The 17,919-nt window shown below is 67.0% G+C and carries 23 protein-coding genes, 2 pseudogenes and 1 riboswitch; of the genes and pseudogenes, 12 read left to right on the forward strand and 13 right to left on the reverse strand.

Annotation, left to right across the window (positions count from 1 at the left end; translation table 11 throughout):
- Positions 1–192 precede the first annotated feature (192 nt).
- The 7 genes and pseudogenes from ACHMWU_RS27640 to ACHMWU_RS27670 all read left to right on the forward strand — a co-directional run bounded on the left by ACHMWU_RS27640 (position 193) and on the right by ACHMWU_RS27670 (position 3,568).
- A complete protein-coding gene (locus ACHMWU_RS27640; protein ID WP_396049255.1) occupies positions 193–549 on the forward strand; it encodes an iron chelate uptake ABC transporter family permease subunit in 357 nt (118 codons plus the stop codon).
- Positions 550–560: 11 nt separating this feature from the next.
- Positions 561–956, forward strand: coding sequence for an iron chelate uptake ABC transporter family permease subunit (locus ACHMWU_RS27645; protein WP_396048701.1), 396 nt, complete (start codon positions 561–563; stop codon positions 954–956).
- A pseudogene (locus ACHMWU_RS27650) lies at positions 953–1,635 on the forward strand (ABC transporter ATP-binding protein). The gene ACHMWU_RS27645 and the pseudogene ACHMWU_RS27650 overlap by 4 nt, the downstream one beginning before the upstream one ends.
- Positions 1,607–1,774, forward strand: coding sequence for a hypothetical protein (locus ACHMWU_RS27655; RefSeq protein WP_396048702.1), 168 nt, complete (start codon positions 1,607–1,609; stop codon positions 1,772–1,774). Before ACHMWU_RS27650 ends, ACHMWU_RS27655 begins: the two are co-directional and overlap by 29 nt.
- Before the next feature lie 33 nt (positions 1,775–1,807).
- Positions 1,808–2,740 carry an LON peptidase substrate-binding domain-containing protein gene (locus tag ACHMWU_RS27660; RefSeq protein ID WP_396048703.1) on the forward strand — a complete coding sequence of 311 codons (933 nt, stop codon included), beginning with the start codon at positions 1,808–1,810 and terminating at the stop codon, positions 2,738–2,740.
- Positions 2,700–3,194, forward strand: a complete 495-nt coding sequence (locus ACHMWU_RS27665) for a hypothetical protein (protein WP_396048704.1) — start codon at positions 2,700–2,702, stop codon at positions 3,192–3,194. The genes ACHMWU_RS27660 and ACHMWU_RS27665 overlap by 41 nt, the downstream gene beginning before the upstream one ends.
- The gene (locus ACHMWU_RS27670; protein ID WP_396048706.1) at positions 3,191–3,568 is read left to right on the forward strand and encodes a hypothetical protein; all 378 of its coding nucleotides are present in this window, start codon (positions 3,191–3,193) and stop codon (positions 3,566–3,568) included. Before ACHMWU_RS27665 ends, ACHMWU_RS27670 begins: the two co-directional genes overlap by 4 nt.
- A 27-nt stretch (positions 3,569–3,595) precedes the next feature.
- Here the strand turns inward: ACHMWU_RS27670 and ACHMWU_RS27675 are convergent, their stop codons facing one another.
- The 3 genes from ACHMWU_RS27675 to ACHMWU_RS27685 are packed head-to-tail and all read right to left on the reverse strand — an operon-like array spanning position 3,596 to position 5,918.
- Complete coding sequence (locus ACHMWU_RS27675) at positions 3,596–4,432, reverse strand: DUF1206 domain-containing protein (protein WP_396048707.1); 837 nt, start codon at positions 4,430–4,432, stop codon at positions 3,596–3,598.
- Positions 4,429–4,584, reverse strand: a complete 156-nt coding sequence (locus tag ACHMWU_RS27680) for an amino acid permease C-terminal domain-containing protein (RefSeq protein ID WP_396048708.1) — start codon at positions 4,582–4,584, stop codon at positions 4,429–4,431. The genes ACHMWU_RS27675 and ACHMWU_RS27680 overlap by 4 nt, the downstream gene beginning before the upstream one ends.
- On the reverse strand, positions 4,545–5,918 hold the full coding sequence (locus tag ACHMWU_RS27685; RefSeq protein ID WP_396048709.1) for an amino acid permease: 1,374 nt from the start codon (positions 5,916–5,918) through the stop codon (positions 4,545–4,547). Before ACHMWU_RS27685 ends, ACHMWU_RS27680 begins: the two co-directional genes overlap by 40 nt.
- Positions 5,919–6,081: 163 nt before the next feature.
- Positions 6,082–6,193, forward strand: a riboswitch (SAM riboswitch).
- 149 nt (positions 6,194–6,342) lie between these two features.
- Here ACHMWU_RS27685 and ACHMWU_RS27690 point away from each other — a divergent pair.
- The 3 genes from ACHMWU_RS27690 to ACHMWU_RS27700 all read left to right on the forward strand — a co-directional run bounded on the left by ACHMWU_RS27690 (position 6,343) and on the right by ACHMWU_RS27700 (position 10,033).
- Complete coding sequence (locus tag ACHMWU_RS27690; protein ID WP_396048710.1) at positions 6,343–6,780, forward strand: hypothetical protein; 438 nt, start codon at positions 6,343–6,345, stop codon at positions 6,778–6,780.
- A 185-nt stretch (positions 6,781–6,965) separates the two neighbouring features.
- The gene (locus tag ACHMWU_RS27695; protein WP_396048711.1) at positions 6,966–7,763 is read left to right on the forward strand and encodes a hypothetical protein; all 798 of its coding nucleotides are present in this window, start codon (positions 6,966–6,968) and stop codon (positions 7,761–7,763) included.
- A gap of 71 nt (positions 7,764–7,834) precedes the next feature.
- Entirely contained in the window at positions 7,835–10,033 is a 2,199-nt protein-coding gene (locus ACHMWU_RS27700) for a M1 family aminopeptidase (protein ID WP_396049256.1), read from the forward strand.
- Here ACHMWU_RS27700 and ACHMWU_RS27705 read toward each other — a convergent pair.
- From ACHMWU_RS27705 to ACHMWU_RS27730, 6 genes and pseudogenes are all read right to left on the reverse strand, one after another.
- The gene (locus tag ACHMWU_RS27705) at positions 9,975–10,544 is read right to left on the reverse strand and encodes a DUF2867 domain-containing protein (protein WP_396048712.1); all 570 of its coding nucleotides are present in this window, start codon (positions 10,542–10,544) and stop codon (positions 9,975–9,977) included. The two genes, ACHMWU_RS27700 and ACHMWU_RS27705, sit on opposite strands and share 59 nt — an antisense overlap.
- A gap of 49 nt (positions 10,545–10,593) precedes the next feature.
- Entirely contained in the window at positions 10,594–11,376 is a 783-nt protein-coding gene (locus ACHMWU_RS27710) for an oxidoreductase (protein ID WP_396048713.1), read from the reverse strand.
- Positions 11,377–11,470: 94 nt separating this feature from the next.
- Positions 11,471–11,683: pseudogene (locus tag ACHMWU_RS27715) on the reverse strand (NmrA family NAD(P)-binding protein); the annotation flags it as partial.
- Positions 11,625–12,449, reverse strand: a complete 825-nt coding sequence (locus ACHMWU_RS27720; protein WP_396048714.1) for an SDR family oxidoreductase — start codon at positions 12,447–12,449, stop codon at positions 11,625–11,627. The pseudogene ACHMWU_RS27715 and the gene ACHMWU_RS27720, both read right to left, overlap by 59 nt.
- Positions 12,446–13,798 carry a cytochrome P450 gene (locus tag ACHMWU_RS27725; RefSeq protein WP_396048715.1) on the reverse strand — a complete coding sequence of 451 codons (1,353 nt, stop codon included), beginning with the start codon at positions 13,796–13,798 and terminating at the stop codon, positions 12,446–12,448. The genes ACHMWU_RS27720 and ACHMWU_RS27725 overlap by 4 nt, the downstream gene beginning before the upstream one ends.
- 247 nt (positions 13,799–14,045) lie before the next feature.
- A complete protein-coding gene (locus ACHMWU_RS27730) occupies positions 14,046–14,354 on the reverse strand; it encodes a hypothetical protein (protein ID WP_396048716.1) in 309 nt (102 codons plus the stop codon).
- Positions 14,355–14,504: 150 nt separating this feature from the next.
- Between ACHMWU_RS27730 and ACHMWU_RS27735 the strand changes: the two genes are divergently transcribed.
- Positions 14,505–14,807: a DUF2470 domain-containing protein gene (locus ACHMWU_RS27735; protein ID WP_396048717.1), complete on the forward strand. Its 303-nt coding sequence runs from the start codon at positions 14,505–14,507 to the stop codon at positions 14,805–14,807.
- A gap of 2 nt (positions 14,808–14,809) precedes the next feature.
- Positions 14,810–15,238: an OsmC family protein gene (locus tag ACHMWU_RS27740; protein WP_396048718.1), complete on the forward strand. Its 429-nt coding sequence runs from the start codon at positions 14,810–14,812 to the stop codon at positions 15,236–15,238.
- Between the two features lie 4 nt (positions 15,239–15,242).
- On the opposite strand, the gene ACHMWU_RS27745 is transcribed toward ACHMWU_RS27740, so the two are convergent.
- From ACHMWU_RS27745 to ACHMWU_RS27760, 4 genes are all read right to left on the reverse strand, one after another.
- On the reverse strand, positions 15,243–15,527 hold the full coding sequence (locus ACHMWU_RS27745; protein WP_396048719.1) for a hypothetical protein: 285 nt from the start codon (positions 15,525–15,527) through the stop codon (positions 15,243–15,245).
- A 22-nt stretch (positions 15,528–15,549) separates the two neighbouring features.
- A complete protein-coding gene (locus ACHMWU_RS27750) occupies positions 15,550–15,870 on the reverse strand; it encodes a 4-fold beta flower protein (RefSeq protein ID WP_396048720.1) in 321 nt (106 codons plus the stop codon).
- A 113-nt stretch (positions 15,871–15,983) separates the two neighbouring features.
- A complete protein-coding gene (locus tag ACHMWU_RS27755; protein WP_396048721.1) occupies positions 15,984–17,201 on the reverse strand; it encodes an HNH endonuclease in 1,218 nt (405 codons plus the stop codon).
- A gap of 165 nt (positions 17,202–17,366) precedes the next feature.
- Positions 17,367–17,837, reverse strand: a complete 471-nt coding sequence (locus ACHMWU_RS27760) for a VOC family protein (protein WP_396048722.1) — start codon at positions 17,835–17,837, stop codon at positions 17,367–17,369.
- Between the last annotated feature and the right edge of the window lie 82 nt (positions 17,838–17,919).

Consider the following 17,919-nt stretch of genomic DNA (forward strand, 5'->3'; position numbering starts at 1 on the left):
GGCTGCTGCGGCGTTCTGCCTGTTCGTGCTGACCATGATGGTCGGCAGCTACTACGTCTCGCCGATCGACGTCATCGTGTCGGTCTCACGGCTGCGCGACGACCCCACGGTCGACTTCATCGTCCGCGACCTGCGCCTGCCGACTGCATCGGCAGCGCTGGCAGTGGACTCGCGCTCGGCATCTCGGGCATCGTGTTCCAGAAGCTGTCGGGCAATCCGCTGGCGTCCCCCGACTTCGTCGGGGTCTCCTCGGGGGCGAGCCTGTTCGCGGTGTCCTCGATCGTGCTGTTCAACGCCAGCAGCTCGGTCATCTCAGGCTCGGCCCTGGTCGGTGCCCTGCTCACGGCATCGCTGATCTACGTGCTGGCGTGGCGCGACGGCATCACCGGCTACCGCTTCATCCTGATCGGCATCGGCGTCTCCCAGTTCATGCTCTCGATCATCGGCTACATCACGTCGCGGGCCGAGCTGTACGAGGCGCGGCAGGCGATGACGTGGCTCGTGGGCTCGGTCGGCCAGGCCGGGTCTGGTGCAGCTTCCGCACGCTGATCGGAGCGCTCGTGCTCCTGATCCCGATCGCGCTGCTCCTCGAACGGCCGTTGCGCACGATCGAGCTGGCGACGACACCGCCAGAGCGCTCGGCTCTCGCGTCGAGCGCAGCCGTCTGGGACTCGATTGCCTTGTCGATCATCCTGATCGGCCTCGCGGTCGCCGTGGCCGGACCGATCATGTTCGTCGCACTCATCGCGGGTCCTATCGCCCAACGGCTGACCGGCCCGGCTGGCGGTCTGCTGGCAGCCGGGCTGGTCGGCGCGATCATCGTGCTCGGCGCCGACCTGATGGCCCAGCAGGTGCTGCCGGTCGCGCTGCCGACAGGCGTCCTGACCGGCATCATCGGTGCCCCCTATCTCATCTGGCTCCTCGCCACCGTCAACCGGGAAGGACGCGGCGGATGACCTCACACGAACTGCGTGCCCAGAAGCTGACCCTCGGATACTCCGACACCGACATCGTCAAAGATCTCGACGTCCAGATCCCCGACGGCAAGATCACGGTCATCGTCGGTGCGAATGCGTGCGGCAAGTCGACGCTGCTGCGCGGGCTCGCCCGGTTGCTGCGTCCACGCGGTGGCGAGGTGATCCTCGACGGCAAGTTGGTCCAGGACATGAAGAGCATCGACGTCGCCAAGGTGCTGGGTCTGTTGCCGCAGACGCCGGTCGCTCCGACGGCATCTCGGTCGGTGACCTCGTCGGCCGTGGCCGGTACCCGCACCAGGGCTGGTTCCGACGCTGGAACGACGGCGACGACCGTGCGGTCGCCGCGGCACTGGAGGCGACGGGCACCGCCGATCTCGAGGGTCGAAACATCACCGAGCTGTCGGGCGGCCAGCGTCAGCGGGTGTGGATCGCTATGGCGCTGGCTCAGGACACCGACCTGCTGCTGCTCGACGAGCCGACGACGTATCTCGACATCAACCACCAGGATCGAGCTGCTCGACCTGCTGGTCGATCTCAACCGAGAGTCCGGCAAGACTGTCGTCATCGTCCTGCACGACCTCAACCTGGCCTGCCGGTACGCCGATCACATCATCGCGATGAAGCGCGGCGTGATCATCGCCGAAGGGGCCCCCACTGACGTCATCGATGCCGCGACCGTCACGGAGGTCTTCGGTCTGGCGTGCGAGGTCGTGCCAGATCCGGTGAGCGGCACCCCGATGATCGTCCCGCGTGGTCGTCACCACGCCGACGCGTCCGTGGTCGCGACGCTGGCGTGACCGATCGGGCACGTCGTGGCGTCGCGTGATGGGATGACCAGATGGACGACGTCACCACGATGCCGATGTTTCCGCTGGGCACCGGTGCTCATGCCGGCGATGCCGTTGTCGTTGCGGGTGTTCGAGCCGCGCTACCTGCAGATGCTGCAGGACATCCTTCCCGATCAGACCGCCGAGTTCGGGGTCGTCCTGATCGAGCGCGGGCAGGAGGTCGGCGGCGGCGAGAAGCGGTTCGACGTCGGCACCGTGGCCCAGGTGGCCGGCTCAAGGTCGCCGATGGCTATCTCGCGCTGCTCGGTGAGGGCACCCGGCGCGTCGCCGTGGTCGACTGGCTCGCTGAGGATCCATATCCGCGCGCTGCAGTGCGCGAGCTGCCCGCACTGGAGTGGGATGACGACCTGTCAGAGCGTCGAGACCAGACCGAGGCCCTGGTCCGCCGCACGCTGGCACGGGCCAGCGAGTTCCAGGACGTGGCCTGGTCGGCTGCTGTCCAGCTCAGCGACGACCCGGTCGATGCTCTGTGGCAGCTGGCGGCGATCGCGCCGCTCGGCCCCCTCGACCAGCTGGGGTTGCTGCGCTGTGCGACCGCACGGGATCTGCTCGATGCGATCTTCATCGCGACGCAGGACGCCGGCGAGGTCTTCGACGCGCGCGGTCACTGGGCTTCGGCCGGCTGGCACGATGACCGTCATGGGGGATGCACGCAGGACGGCCGGGCTCGTGATCTGTGCTGTGTTGGTGCTGGGCGCCTGCGGGAACGGCGCCGGCACGGCGTCACAGGACGACTACTACGACGTCCTCTACGACGACGACGCCACAGCCGCAGAGATCATCGAGGTCGGCGGGTGCGCCCTTCGACGTGGCCCGGTCGACGGACGGCTCGCTGTTGTTGTCGTTCGCGATCCGCGACGACGAGGGCGGCGAGATGGAGAAGGGCGCCTGGCGCCTGCTCGACCCCGACGGTGAGGTCGTCCGGTCCGAGACGGTCGCACGGTACGGCGAGCCGCATGGTCTCGACGATGGATTCGTCCTGGTCGAGGGTGAGTCCGATTCACCGCCCATCAGGATCGCAACAGATGGCACGACGTCGTCTGCGGGCAAGACTCAGCCGTTCGTGCCCGTCGAGGCTGGCGACGTGCTGATCTCCGAGTTCGAGCCTGCGCGGTTCTACCGCCCGTCCGATGGCTCGGTGCACGAGATGCCGGCGTCGCCGGGGGCCCGGAGCAGCGACGACATCTTCCAGCAAGCCGCGATCGACGACGACGGCACCGTGTGGGGGGTGAGCACCTGGACCGACGGCTCGCGCCTCTGGTGCACTCGACCGATGGTGGGCGCACCTGGAAGACCGAGCAGGTGCCCATGCCCGGCGGCGATGGGGGACCCTCCGGACTCGTCTCGAGCCGGGGCGTCACGGTCTTGACGTTCGCCGAGCTCATGGCAGAACCGCAGGGCGACGACAACATCGTCGGGGCACGGATCGCGATGGGCGGGGCGAGCAAGGAGTTCTCGCCGGCCGGCCTGCCGATCGACGAGCTGCACTATCCCGAGATCGTGGTGCTGCCTGACGGACGACTCGTGATCGGGGAGGACGACGTCAAGAACGCCGTCGGCTGGTGGATCGCCACCTCGCCCGACAACGAGGAGTTCGTGCGCCTCGATCTGCCGACCAAGGTCTCGACGATCACCGAGACGGGCGGTGTGCTGTACGCCTACTCGGGGCCTCGAGGCGACGATGCCCTGTGGGAGTCGGTCGACGACGGTGCCACCTGGCACGAGGTCGACGTCCGGCGCTAGTGCGACCAGGTCAGGTGGGCGGGGCGTTCAGCGGCTTTTGACGTACCTGGCCCACGCGAAGCAGAACAGTCCGAAGGCGCCGAGCCCGATCGCCACGAGCGTCAGCAGGTACGGACCGTAGGGCTGGTCGCGCAACGTCTGCAAGGCATCGTCGAGGCCGCCGGCCTTCTCGGGGTCGTACGAGATCGCGGCCCAGCCGAACAGGATGCCGACGATGCCGACCGCGATGCCCTTGCCGACGTAGCCGATCTTGCCGAGGATCAGGATCGTCGATCCGCTGGACCCTGACGTCGCCGGGCCCTGGAGGTCGTGGGTGAACTTCTCGGTCAGTCCGCGGACGATCTGAGAGACCGCTACGGCCAGGATCGCCACCCCGACACCGGCGACCAGGATGCGGCCGGCAGGTGCAGCCAGCAGTGACGCGGTCAGGCCTTCTTCCTTGGAGTCGCTGCTGCCCGATCCGCCCGATCCACCGGCGATGCGAGCGGCCGAGTAGGCGAGCACCCCGTAGATCACGGCCCGGCCAGCAGCGGAGAGGCGTTTGCGAGTGCGGGCGAGGTCGTCCTGCTCGGTCTGGAAGCCCCAGATCGCCGTCAGCAGCTGCCACACCGTGAGTGCCGCCAGCCCGAAGGCGCACACCCAGAGCATCGTGTCGCCAAGGGGCTGCTGCGCGATGGTCTTCAACGCCCCGGAGGTGCTGGCGTCGCCACCTCCGCCGCCCCAGGCGATCTGCAGGGCGATGACCCCGATCACGAGATGCACGACCCCGTAGGCGACGAGCCCGATCCGCGCCGCTGCACGCATCGTGGTGCTGTGGCGTGCCTGTCGTCCGGCCTGGTTGCCGCGGCTTGCGGCGTCATTCATGCGTCGTGGCCTGTCGCGTCGGGCTGGGCGGGCTCCTGGGTGAGCCCGCGGCCGAGTCGGGACGACCTGTACCCGTAGATGAAGTACACGAGGAAGCCGATCAGGAGCCAGATCAGGAACCGGATCCAGGTCTCGACCGAGAGGTTGACCATGAGCCACAGGCAGGCCGCGATCGACAGCAGCGGGATGAGCGGCACCCCGGGGACCCGGAACGGCCGGTGCAGGTCGCTGCGGGTGCGCCGCAGGATGATGACGCCGGCCGACACGACGACGAAGGCGAACAACGTGCCGATGCTGACGGCTTCGACAGCTCCGACAACGGTACGAATCCGGCGAGCGCGGCGACGAAGAGTCCAGTGATGATCGTGATGCGGAACGGGGTGCCGAAGCGCGGATGCACCTTGGCCAGGCTGACCGGCAGCAGCCCGTCGCGCGACATCGCGAACAGCACGCGAGCCTGACCCAGCATGAGCACCAGGATCACGGTGGTCAGTCCGGCGACGGCTCCGACCGAGATGATCTTGCTGGCCCAGTCGAGGTCGTTGGCCTTGAACGCCTCGGCGAGCGGCGCTGCGGTGTTCATCCGCTCGTCGCTGTACTTCAGCATGCCGGTCACCACGAACGACACAGCGGCGTACATCAGGGTCACGATCGCCAGTGAGCCGAGGATCCCGCGCGGGACGTCTCGCTGGGGATTCTTGGTCTCCTCGGCTGATGTCGCGACGATGTCGAAGCCGATGAAGGCGAAGAACACGACCGAGGCGGCCGCGATGATGCCGTAGACACCGAACACCGTGGGCTCGATCCCGAAGATCGACTGCAGCAACGTCGAGTCGAGCCCGGACTCACCCTTCGAGGGCTGTGAGTCCGGCACGAACGGCGTGTAGTTCGAGGCCTTGATGAAGAAAAGTCCCGCGACGATCACGAACGTCACGACGGCCACCTTGACGATCACCAGGACGCTCGCGAACCGTCCCGACAGCTTGGTGCCGAGCACGCCCACGACCGTCAGCGCGAGGACGATCGCGATCGCGCCGAAGTCGGGGATCGCGTCGTCGCCGGCCAACCACGTCGGCAGGTCGAGCAGCGACTGCAGGTAGGCCGACCAGCCGCGGGCGACCACGGCTGCTCCCAGCGCCAGCTCGAGGACGAGGTCCCAGCCGATGATCCAGGCGACGAGCTCACCCAGCGTCGCGTACGAGAACGTGTAGGCACTTCCGGCGACCGGCACGGTCGAGGCGAACTCGGCGTAGCAGAGGGCAGCCAGCCCGCACGCGATGCCGGCGAGCACGAACGAGATCACGATGGCCGGCCCGGCATTGCTGAAGGCCTGCTCGCCGGTCAGCACGAAGATGCCCGTGCCGACCATGACGCCGACTCCGAAGACCGTCAGGTCCCAGGCCGACAGCTCCTTCTTGAGCCGGTGCTCCGGCTCGTCGGTCTCGGCGATCGACCGTTCGACAGACTTGGTGCGGAACAGATCCATTCGTTCATCTTGTTGCCGGTGCTCTGCCCCCGCAACCGCTCGCGCTGCAGACGCGGATATCACCTAGGCGTCGATCAAAACGTCTTGGCTCAGTCTCTGAGATTCTGCTCAGCCAGTGAGACAGCGCGTCCCGATCGACCCTCGCGCCCTAGTCTCGCCTGCAGGTCAAGAAGTTTCGCACGAGGCCCGGCTCGCGAAACAGCAACCCTCCCTCCACGGCGGGGTGCTCCCGGTGCAGACCTGGCTCGTCCGCATGGAGCGAGCAAGCGTGGTTCTGACAGGTGTAGTGCGTCCGACGTCGGCTTCGAGGCTGGCGTAGTCGCCGACCCCTGCCGGAGCAGGGCTTGGTCATGCCGTGCGTGAGGAGCGCTCATGTTCCGCGAGGGCGGGACGACACGTCATGACACAGCACGAGGAGAAAAGGATGTCCCTGCTCACCAGATTCGGCCGACTCGCCGCGACGCTCACCGCGGCGTCGTTGAGCGCCGGGCTACTGATCGCAGCGCCCGCCAGCGCGGCCGATCCAGCGCCGCCTGCCAAGAAGGCCGTGGAGTCGACCGTCGACTTCTTCGCTGACGCCTACCCCGGGCTCGGTGCCGACAGCGTCTTCGTCTCGACCCCGTACGAGTACCTGACTGACATCCTCAAGAGCGAGGGCACGTACGCGATCGTGTTCGGCAGCCCGGAGCGGGCCAGCACCCAGAACACCATCGCGCACATCAACGAGACGGCGCGCGACTACGGCATCAAGGAGGTCTACCACTTCGACCCCCTCCTCGGCGGCGACGTCCTCGACATCACCGATCCGGTCAACAGCGTCGCCTTCGGCAGCAACAACTACTACAAGCCTTCACCGACCTGAAGAATCAGCTGATCAACGTCGATCCGGCCTATCAGGGCGCCGATGACACGTATGTCTTCACCTACAACAAGGCGCACAAGGACGGCAACGGACTGTCGGCACCCATCATCTCCGGTGTCGTCGAGGACTCGTCCGACTTCACGACAGACCAGCAGGTCGACGCCTATCACGACAAGCTGGAGACGGTGTTCGACGCGGTCTCGGGCGGTGACAAGACGGCTGAGGTCGACGTGCGGTCACAGTTCGACTACTTCCGCACGACCCACAACGCGAAGGGCAGCGACTCCAAGATCATCGAGGAGGCCGACCGCGAGGGCTGGACGCTGGAGGTCATCACCTACCCGCAGCTGATCAACCTGCTGGAGAGCAACGGCTCGCACACCATCGTCACCGGCGGTGCGTGGTGCCCCAACGCCCGCGCAGTCTTCCGCTTCCTGAACCAGGAGGCGAAGGACAACGGGGTCAAGAAGGTCTACGTGTTCGATCCGCGGCTCGACGGTGCGAGCAACAACTTCAGCATCACCAATGACAGCAACCGGTTCAACTTCCTGGACGCTCGCCTGGTCGACGGCTACTTCAAGAACGCCGTCAACGACATCACCAATCCCAAGCTGGACCACTGGCCGGACGGCGACATCACCAAGGACAAGGTGCTGACGCAGAACCGCAAGTTCCTCAACCCCTACCTGTTCCAGTACCAGAAGGACGCCAAGACCGCCGGAGGTGTCGCGAAGCCGCTGACCCAGCAGTGGGTCTACGAGGACTCGACCGGCCCGAAGGAGTACCAGCTGGTGTGGGCCCGCACCAAGGACGGCATCGGCACCGATGCCCTCACCCAACAGGGGCTGAGAGACCTGAAGTCGTTCTTCGTCCGGGTCGGGGAAGAACGTCCCACGCTAGTCGTCGACGATCCGGGCAACGTGCCTCGGCAGGGTCGAGCGTCCAGCAGTCGGCCGACGGCTGCGGTGACGAGGACGACCTGATCGACCACAGCGGGTCCGAGACGCTGCTGCCCAACAGCGGCACCACGGCCTACGACGTCCAGCACTACGACATCGACCTGGAGTACACGCCGGTCAAGCCGTCGTCGAAGACGAGCGTCACCGCGACCACCACGATCACGGCCAAGGCGGCCGAGAACCTGTCGTCGTTCAGCCTGGACTTCCGCAAGCTCAAGATCACCTCGCTCAAGGTCAACGGCACGCAGGCCGCGAACTACCAGCAGATCAACATCGACGGCGAGGACAAGCAGAAGCTGGTCGTGTATCCGGCGACCGCCATCGCGTCCGGAGCGGAGTTCACCGTCGAGGTCGCGTACACGACCGGCACGATCGACGCCTTCAAGCGTGACGGTGAAGCCAACCAGGGCTTCTTCCCCTCGCAGAACAGCCGTGGTGCGTCCGCGCTGGGTCAGCCGTTCGGCTCGACGTACTGGTTCCCCAACAACAACAGCACGACGGACCGCGCCACCTACGAGATCGCGCTGACGGCACCCCAGGACCTGACGGGCGTCACGATCGGTGTGCTCGCCTCCACCAAGAAGCGTGGCGACAAGATCACCCGCACCTGGGTGCAGGACCAGGGCGTCGTCCCGTACCAGACGCTGGCGTCCTTCGGTGACTACAAGGAGTTCGTCCAGCCGGTCGAGCTGAGCGATGGCACGTCCATCTCCCTGCGCAGCTACGTCGATCGCACGCTGTACAACTCCAGCACGGTCAACCAGACCACGATCGAGAAGCAGATCCAGTCGCAGCCCTCGATCATCGGCTGGGGTCAGGACCGGTTCGGCGTCTACCCGGGCGTCACGGGAGGGGCCGTGTACGAAGAGCTGCTGAACGCGGACCTCGAGCCGGTCGCCTTCGGTGGGGTCGAGACCAATGGCCGGATCTTCTACTCGCGCATCCCCGGTGGCAACACCTTCGTCCACGAGTACATCCACCAGTGGTTCGGCGACGCCGTCACGATCGGCAGCTACAACGACCTGTGGCTGAGCGAGGGCTTCGCGACGTACTTCGCGAACGTCTACTACGAGGACACCGCCGGACTGGACCTGCCGGCCAGGTACCGGTCGTGGTTCGCGGACAACATCGACCCGGAGTTCTGGCAGACCGCTCCCGGCGCCTTAGCCAGCGAGTCCGACCTGTTCAGCAATGCGGTGTACGGGCGCGGTGGCTACGTCTTGGCAGCGCTGCGGGCCAGCATCGGCGACGACGCCTTCGACGACGTCGTCACGCGCTGGTACACGTCGAAGAAGGGCTCGTCGGGCACGACGCAGGACTTCGTCGACGTGGCCGAGCAGGTCACGGGCCTGGATCTCGACGGCGTGTTCAGCACCTGGCTGTACGGTGCGGGACGCCCGGCGGCGTTCCCGACCAAGCAGCTGCCGACGACAGCCCCGAAGGCACCCGCCAAGCCCGTCGTGACGGTGTCGGGATCCGACGCCACCGTGACGTGGTCGGCACCCGACGGAGCCGAAGACGCCCAGCTGACCGGGTACACCGTGACGCTGAGCAATGGCGCGACCGCGCCGGCCGATGCCGACGAGGTGTCTCGGGTGTTCACGGATCTGGCCGACGGCACCTACACGGCCAAGGTCGTGGCGAGCAATGCGGCAGGCGCTACGGCGTCGCCCGACTCTGACTCGTTCCAGGTGTCGACGGTTGACCCGGGCACTGGCCCGGCGGCCACGAGCCTGACGGTCGGCAAGGTCGGATCGGCGGCGTACGGCAAGAAGGTCACTGTCCCGGTGACGGTGAGCTCGCCGGGTGCCACCGGACGGGTCACCCTGACCGTGGCCGGCAAGCCGGTCGGAAGCGGCCAGGTCGCGGCTGGCCGGGTGAGCCTGACGGTCGACACGACCAAGCTCAAGGTCGGCGCCAACACCGTGACGGTCGCATACTCCGGCGATGCCGGACATGCCGGGTCGACGACACAGGTGCGGGTGGACGTGGCCAAGGCCGTGTCGAAGGTGACGGCGAAGCTGAGCCGCAAGACCATCACCCGGTCGCAGCGCTCGGTCGTGACGATCAAGGCGACTGCGTCGGGAGTCAAGGCAACGGGCCGGGTCAAAGTGACGGTGGGCGGCAAGTCCACGACCGTGACGCTCAAGAACGGCACAGCCAAGGTCAGGATCGGCACGTTCGCGAAGGCCGGTACCAAGAAGATCACGATCCGTTACCTCGGATCGGCACAGGTCAAGGCGGGTCAAGACCACCCTGAAGGTCAAGGTGGTCAAGAAGTAGATCCGTCGTGAGCCAGGGGCGGTGGCGTGGCCGGTGGAGCGGCCCGTCATCGCCCTTGGTGCGTCTGGGCGTCCGACGCTGTGCCAGCCAGCTCGAGCTGCTCGGCCGCCTTCGCGATGTTGCGTTGCATCGAGCCGAAGACGACACCGTGAAGGGCAGGATCGACCACCAGTAGAGGTGTCCGAGCAGCCCCTTGGGGTGGAACAGTGCTCGGTGGTGGAAGGTCGTGGTGCCGCCTGCGGTCGAGCCGACCTGCATCTCCAACCAGGCCAGCCCGGGCAGCTTCATCTCCGCACGCAGCCGCAGGAAGGTGCTGTCGTCGGTGTCCTCGACCCGCCAGAAGTCGAGTGCGTCTCCGACGACCAGGTCACGCGGGTTGCGGCGTCCGCGGCGCAGCCCCGGCCCGCCGACGAGCCGGTCCAGCACTCCGCGCACTCGCCAGGCCAGCGCCCACGAGTACCAGCCATTGCGGCCGCCGATCCCCTCGATGACGGTCCAGAGGTGGGCAGGACTAGCCTGCACCTCGCGCGTGCGCTCATCCTTGTAGAGCGAGCCGCCGGCCCAGTCGGGATCAGTCGGCAGCCCCTCGGCGGGAGCTTCCGAACGTTGCTGCTGACGACCACGACGTCGGCACGTCGAGGTTCTGGATCTTGGTCAGTGCCAGCTCGACGGAGCGGTCGAAGCTCGTCAGTCCGCCAGGTGGATCGGGTACGTACTCCTTGATGTCCGACTCCGCTGCGACGACGGTGTTGCGTAACGACTCGACGAGCGGGCGGGCCAGGCTCGCCGGCACGGGCGTGATCAGCCCGACCCAGTGGCTCGACAGTCCGGGCGACAGCACCGGAACCTTCAGGATGCGCCGACGGGGCAGTCCGGCGATCGACGCGAAGCGCTGCATCAGGTCGAGGTAGGTCAGCACGTCGGGGCCGGCGATGTCGAACCGCCGGTTGACGTCGGCGGGCAGCTCCGCGCTGGCGACGAGATACCGCAGGACGTCGCGGATCGCTATGGGCTGGATGCGCGTCGTGACCCACTTGGGCGTCACCATGACCGGAAGTCGTTCGGTCAGGTAGCGCAGCATCTCGAACGAGGCCGAGCCGGATCCGATGATGACCCCTGCCTGGAGCACCGCGGTCGGAACTCCCGACGCGAGCAGGACGTCGCCGACTGCCCCGCGCGACTCGAGATGCTCAGAGAGCTTCTCACCGGTGGGGATCATCCCGCCCAGATAGACGATCCGCTGGACGCCAGCGGAGTGTGCCGCGTCGGCGAACCGCTGGGCCATGGTCTTCTCGGTGGTGCCGAAGTCTCCGCCGGTGCCGATCGAGTGCAGGAGGTAGTACAGGACGTCCACGGACTCCATGGCTGCGTGAACGTGTTCGCTGTCCAGCTGCGTCGCCGACGACGATCTCGACCCGGTCTGCCCAGTCGTGCGCGCGGGCCTTGCGCTCGTCGCGGACCAGGACCCGCACCTCGTGCCCTGCGTCGAGGAGCTGAGGGACGAGCCGGCCGCCGACGTAGCCGGTTGCGCCAGTGACGAGGACTCGGGTGGCAGGCATGATTCCAGTGTGGGCGTTGTGCGCTGCGGCGCACGGTGAAAGCTCAGCTGGTCTGGCTGCGCGCGCGTGCCTCGTACGCGGCTCGGGCGGCCGGGTCGGCATCGGCCAGGACGCTGTCGGCGTGCATGGCCCGGGTCACCGCCGAGCGGAGGGCGCGAGGCATCAGGTTGGCCGACTTCATGATGGTCTGGCTCCAGCGCGGAACCCATGTCTCGGGGCGGGGGCGGCGCAGCACCGCCTCGATGACGGCTGCGACGTCGTCGGCCGTGACCGGTCGGACGCCCCGCGCTGCCGGCACCCCGGCCGAGAGCTCGGTCCTGACGACGGTGGGGAGCACCATGCTGACGTCGATGCCGTGGGGAGCCAGCTCGTCGCGGATGGCTTCGGTGAATCCCACGACCGCGAACTTGGACGCGGAGTACGTCGCTCCGTCGGCGACAGCGAGACGTCCGACGGCGGAGGCGACGTTGACGATGTGTCCGCTGCCGCGTTCGATCATGCCGGGCGCGACGGCCTTGGTGCCGTGGATGACCCCGTGCAGGTTGACGTCGATGATCGATTGGGTGACGGTGTCGGGCTCCTTCAACAGCGAGCCGAGCGGCATGATGGCGGCGTTGTTGACGAGCGCGTCGATGGGGCCGATGGCTGCCGTCTCGGCGAGGAAGATCTTCCACGACTCGGCGTCCGACACGTCGAGGGTTCCGGCGACTGCGCCGATGTCGGCCGCGACCGCGTGGGCCAGGTCGCCGTCTCGGTCGCCGATCGCGACCCTGGCGCCTGCGGCTACGAGCCGTGCAGCAGTCGCCCGGCCGATGCCGCGGGCGCCTCCGGTGATGATGATCGAGGTGTCGTGCAGGTCGCGCTTCATGGGGTGGGCCTTCCAGGACGAGGAGCGAGCGGACGCAGGTCGACGGGTTGGCCGTCCTGGGGGAACGGCAGCGAGGTGTAGTTCATGGGCGTGGCGTAGTCAGGTGCGACGGTCCACTCGAACCGGCGCAGCAGGTGAAGCACGATCGTCTTGATCTCGGCGCCGGCGAAGAACATGCCGAGACACTTGTGGACTCCGCCGCCGAATGGCTCCCAGGCATGGCGGTGGACCTTGTCGTCGCGCCTGTGTTCGGCGAACCGTTCGGGATCGAAGCGCGACGGCTCGGGCCACAGCTCGTCCATGTGGTGCTGCAGGTGCATCATCACCGCGACGAGACGTCCGGCCGGGATGTGACGGCCCTGCACCTCGGTCGCCTTGACGGTCTTGCGGGCGAGCACCGGTACCGGCGGGACGAGTCGCAGGCACTCCTTCAGCACCAGGTCGAGCGAGGTGAGACTGTCGAGCTCGGACAGTGACGGGTTCTGTGTCAGCAGCATCGCCTCGTCGCGGCAACGCTCTTGCCACTCGGGATGTTGCCCGAGGTAGCGCATGATGGTCGAGACCGTGATGGTCGAGGTGTCGTGGGCGGCCATCAGCAGGAAGATCATGTGGTTGACGATGTCGTCGTCGCTGAATCGTTCGCCGTCCTCGGTCGTGAGGTGGCACAGGACCGAGAACAGGTCGTCGTCCTGGCGGGCTCGCTTCGCCGCGATGTGCCGGCGCAGGAAGTCTTCGAGCAGTCGGCGGCCGCGCAGTGCCCGTCTCCACCGGGTGCCGGGCAGGTCGAGCCGTACCAGGGCCGTGGCCGACTGGACGCAGTCGATGAAGGCCTGGTTGAGCCGGTCGGCGTCGGGGGAGGCGAGGTCGGCACCGCCCATGAAGATCTGTGTCGCCAGGTCGAGGGTCAGGTCCTTGAGCGCCGGATAGGCCCGGAAGTCTCGCTGCGGGATCCACGTGTCGAGTCCTGCCGTGACAGCGGGTTGCAGGGCCGCGGTGTAGTTCTCGAGCCTGTCTCGTGTGAAGGCCGCCTGCATGATCCGGCGGTGGCGGTGGTGCTCTTCGAAGTCCAGCAGCATCAGGCCGCGGTCGAAGAACGGACCGACGAGGTAGCCCCAGCCGTCTTGGTTGGCGAAGGCCTTGTCGCGGTTGAGCAGGGCTTCTGAGCAGGCGTCGGGGCCGAGCAGCACCGTCCAGCGTCGGCCGATGAAGTCCAGCTCGGACACTGGGCCGTAGCGGTCGTACTGATCGCGCATCATCGTCATCGGAGCGCGTACGTAGGTGAGGGTACGTCCGAGGTACGGCACGCCGCGATGGCGGGGCGTGACGGTCTCGGACTGGTCGACTGACATGCGGATCTCCATCTGACAGGAAGTCCTGTCAGTTTGTGGCGACTGATGCTCCCTGTCAAGATGTCGTCATGGTCGAGGGCACACGCTGACGGGGGAGTGTCGGCGGCCGAACGCGCCGCCGAGCGTCGTGGACGCCTGATCCAGGCCACGATCACGGTGCTGGCCCGGGGCGAGGCGTCGACGACGATGACCAAGATCTGCGCGCAGGCCAAGCTGACCGAACGCTACTTCTACGAGAGCTTTCGGCTCACGCGACGATGCCCTGCTCGCGGCGCTCGATGCGGTGTCCGCCGAGATCGCCGCGGCCGCCGTGCGCGCCATCGACGAGACCGACGGGCTCCCGGCGCACCGTGTGCACGCGGCGCTCGACGCGGTCGTGTCGTTGCTTGCTGCCGAGCCGGACAAGGGACGAGTCGCGCTCGTCGAGTCGACCTCGACGGCGGCACTGCGGGCCCGACGCCATGCGCTGCTCGTGACCTTCGCCGAGCTCGTCGCGACCGAGGCGGCCAGGCTGTACGGAGACGAGGCCTGGCCGGTCGAACGGGCGCGGGATCAACGGCCTCGTGCTGGCCGCCGGGATCGCCGAGCTGGTCGGAGCCTGGCTCGACGGAGACATCGACCTTGGACGCGACGAGCTGGTCGATGCGGCGAGCGATCTGTTCATCGCCGTGACCCGGCGGTAGTCGCCAGGCGATAGCGTCAGACCATGACAACAACCTTCTCCGCCGACGTGGTCGAGGCCGTCCTCGGTCACATGAACGGCGATCACACCGACGACAACCTGGTCATCGTCCGAGCCTTCGCGGAGCCCGACGCCAGCAGCGCGATCATGACCGGGTTCGACGGCGAGATCTCCACCTGGGAGGCCGCCGTGGGTGAGGAGAGCCGCACCGTGACGATCCCGTGGCCCGGGCCGGTCGTCGAACGCGCCGACATCCGACGTGAAGTCGTGAACCTGTACGACCAGGCCGCCGAGAAGCTCGGGCTGGCGCCGCGCGAGAGGCACTGACCATGAGTTCCGACTCCGAGCGCACCGTCGACATCGCCCGTATCGGTGCCTCGCGCTACCGCGTCACGAACGTGCGCGGCACCTCGATCGAGATCGGCGACGGCTCCGACGCCGACTTCACCCCGGTGGAGCTGCTGCTCGCAGCACTGGCCGGATGCACCGCGATCACGGTCGATCCGCTGATCTCACGCCGCGCCGAACCAGAGACGTTCAACGTCCGCACCCGCGCCGACAAGGTCCGCGACGAGCACGGCAGCCACCTGGTCGACATCCTGATGGCCTTCGACGTGGCCTTTCCATCAGGCGAGGCCGGCGACGCCGCCCGGGCTCTGTTGCCCGATGCGATCCGCAAGGCCGAGGAGCGTCTCTGCACCGTCAGCCGCACCGTGGCACTCGGCACCCACGCCGAGACGCAGATCAACGACGTCTGAGATCTCAGCCCGTGGGCGCGAGGTGAGGTGTCTCGCGACGCGAGTTGTAGCGGTGCCACTCATCCCGAAGGCGGTCGCGGTTCACGAACGACGCCACCAGCCAGATCCCTGGAAAGGATGCGGCCAGCACCGCGATCAGCACGCTCTGCCACACGGGGTACTCGCTCAAGCAGCGGCTCCTGCGGTAAGCTGTCGCGGCGATCGCTAGCAGGAATGCCGCATAGGTGACCGTCGCCAATGCGCCGAGGATCAGCTCACCGGTCGGTACCCACAGCGGTGAATGATCCATCGGCCCAGTCTAGGCGGCTGGGTCAGGCGTGGTGGTGGATCCGGACGTCCTGGTAGGCGAAGCAGTTCGGGAAGTAGTGGGGCGTAGTTGGTTGGCCTGTCGGGCTCACCGTGCCGGGGGAGGTCGGCGTCATGACGCAGGGCCGCGCCTGCCAGTCGTTGCGTCGCACCAGCCGGTCGTCGACGACGGTGCCAAGATAGGCGCCGTTCGGGTCGACAGCGTCATTGTCGTCCCAGGGAAACCAGCCGACCCAGTGGCCGTCGAGGTCGAAGATGTGGGTGTCGGTCCAGGTGCGCCGGAACGCAACCGGCTGCCCGCTCATGTCGAACAGGTACACGCTCATCCCGGCTCATCCTTCCCTCACCTTCGACGGTACGAGGGAAGGTCGCGACTTTGGGGTATTTCACGCACGTACTGAGAGAATTGATCCGTTCGAACTAGTCATTCGGGGTCGCGCTATTGCCTGAGGACGGGTGGGGGTCTGGATTGGTAGGTGTGGCCGGTGGGGGTCTTCCAGGTGGTGGTCTTCCCGTCGCCGGTGACTGACCACCCAGGTAGATGTTTCAGGGTGTGTGATCGTTTGCAGAGTCCTTGGCCGTTGTTGGCGGTGGACTGGCCGCCGTGCTGGAAGTCTTCGATGTGGTCGGTGTCGCGGATTGTCAGGTCGCAGCCGGGTTGGCGGCAGCGGCGATCGCGGGTGCGGATGTGGGCTCTGGTGGGTGCATCGAAGTGGCGGCGTCGGCTTTCTCGGACCAGCAGGCTGCCATCGACCGGGTCGACCAGCAACCGTCGGACGCTGGCTGTGTGGGATCTGGCGATGATGTCGTCGGCGACATCGGGTGCGATGGGACCGTAGCCATCGAGGTCGACCGGCGTGTCGCCGTCGCCGAGCAGCGTGTCGGCGTCCATGACTAGGTTGATCTCGACGCTGCAGTGATCGGCGCGGGCCTGGCCGGTGACTCGCTCGACCAGGGTCTGGAACATGATCTGCCCGCGAGTGCGTGGGTCGCCGGTGGCACGCAGGCCGTTGGCCCACTGGTCGAGGCTCTTGTGGGCGGCGACCAGCTGCTCGGCTGGGCCTCGCACGATCATGGTGGCCACCGCGTCGGGTTCGGTGCACAAGGTGACTCGTTGGTCTTGCCGGTTGCGGGTGGCTCGGATCCGGGCTGCGTCGGCGTCGATGCTGATCACGGTGCGTGCTGCGGCCCGTCTGGCTTCACCGGTCGTCATGCCCGGGATCTTCTCGGCCAGCACCCCATCGGCCAGTACCAGGTCGTCCACCCCTAGTGAACTTGTCTCAGCGACGACTGCCCGGGCGGTGGCCTCGCAGATCGTCCCGTTGGCGAGCAGGTTGAACACCCCAGGGAGGTGCTGCAGGCCCATGGCCAACGTGACCTGGTTCGCTGCTGCGGTAGGACCTATGTTGCGGGCCATCGAGATCTCACCGATCACCGACAAGGTCGGATCGCCCTGTCCCAACCCGATCAGCTGGACCCGCTCGCGATGAAGTGCCCAGATCTGACGGATCTGCTCGGCCTGCGCCGCCCGCACTGCCACGTCGAGGGCCTTGAGTGCCTCGATCCGCGCGTAGCCGGTCTTATGACCTGGCACGTCGTCGAAATCGAACGCGCGCACCCGTCCCAGCAGGTCAGCAGCGGCCACGTCCTCGAACATGTTTCCACGCTAGACGCGACCACAGACACCCATTTGTGCTGCAACCCCAGCCATCCACACCCCTGTGGACAAGTGGCACGATGGCCGATTAGTCGGCGTGACTTCCACGCCCGAATGGCGACCTATGGAGTCTCCGCACCCACAGCGCGTAGGGGTACAACAGCCTCATTCCGCATCGTCGAACGCCGCCTGCAAGCCCTGGATGCTGAGCCGCTTCATCTGCATCATGGCTGCCTGCGCGCGGCCGGCCGCTTCACGATCGGGATCTGCGGACAGCCGCCCCAGCGTGGTCGGGACGACCTGCCAGCTCAGGCCGAAGGCGTCGACCAGCCATCCGCATGGACGTTGCTCGCCCCCGCCGGCGATCAGCGCATCGCTGATCGTGTCGATCTCTTCCTGCGTCTCGACGCTGACCGACAGCGAGAACGCGTCGTTGAGCTGGAACATCGGTCCGCCGTTCATCAACGTGAGCCGCTGGCCCTGCAGGCTGATCTCGGCGATGAACAGGGAGCCGTCAGGGTGACGTTGCTCGTTCAGCAGCGCAGTCGTGTCGAAGACGTCGAGATATCGCTGGACTGCCGCGTCGGCGTTGTCGTCGAACCAGAGAAACGGGGTGACGGTGATGTGACTGGTCATGGAGGCTCCTGTGCGGATGTGCTGCGAGGTCGCATTTCTGCCCAGCATCCTCGCCCGTTCGACCCCGTGCAATAGCCTGCTG

The organism is Aeromicrobium sp. UC242_57, assembly GCF_044452305.1.
Classification (GTDB): Bacteria; Actinomycetota; Actinomycetes; order Propionibacteriales; family Nocardioidaceae; genus Aeromicrobium.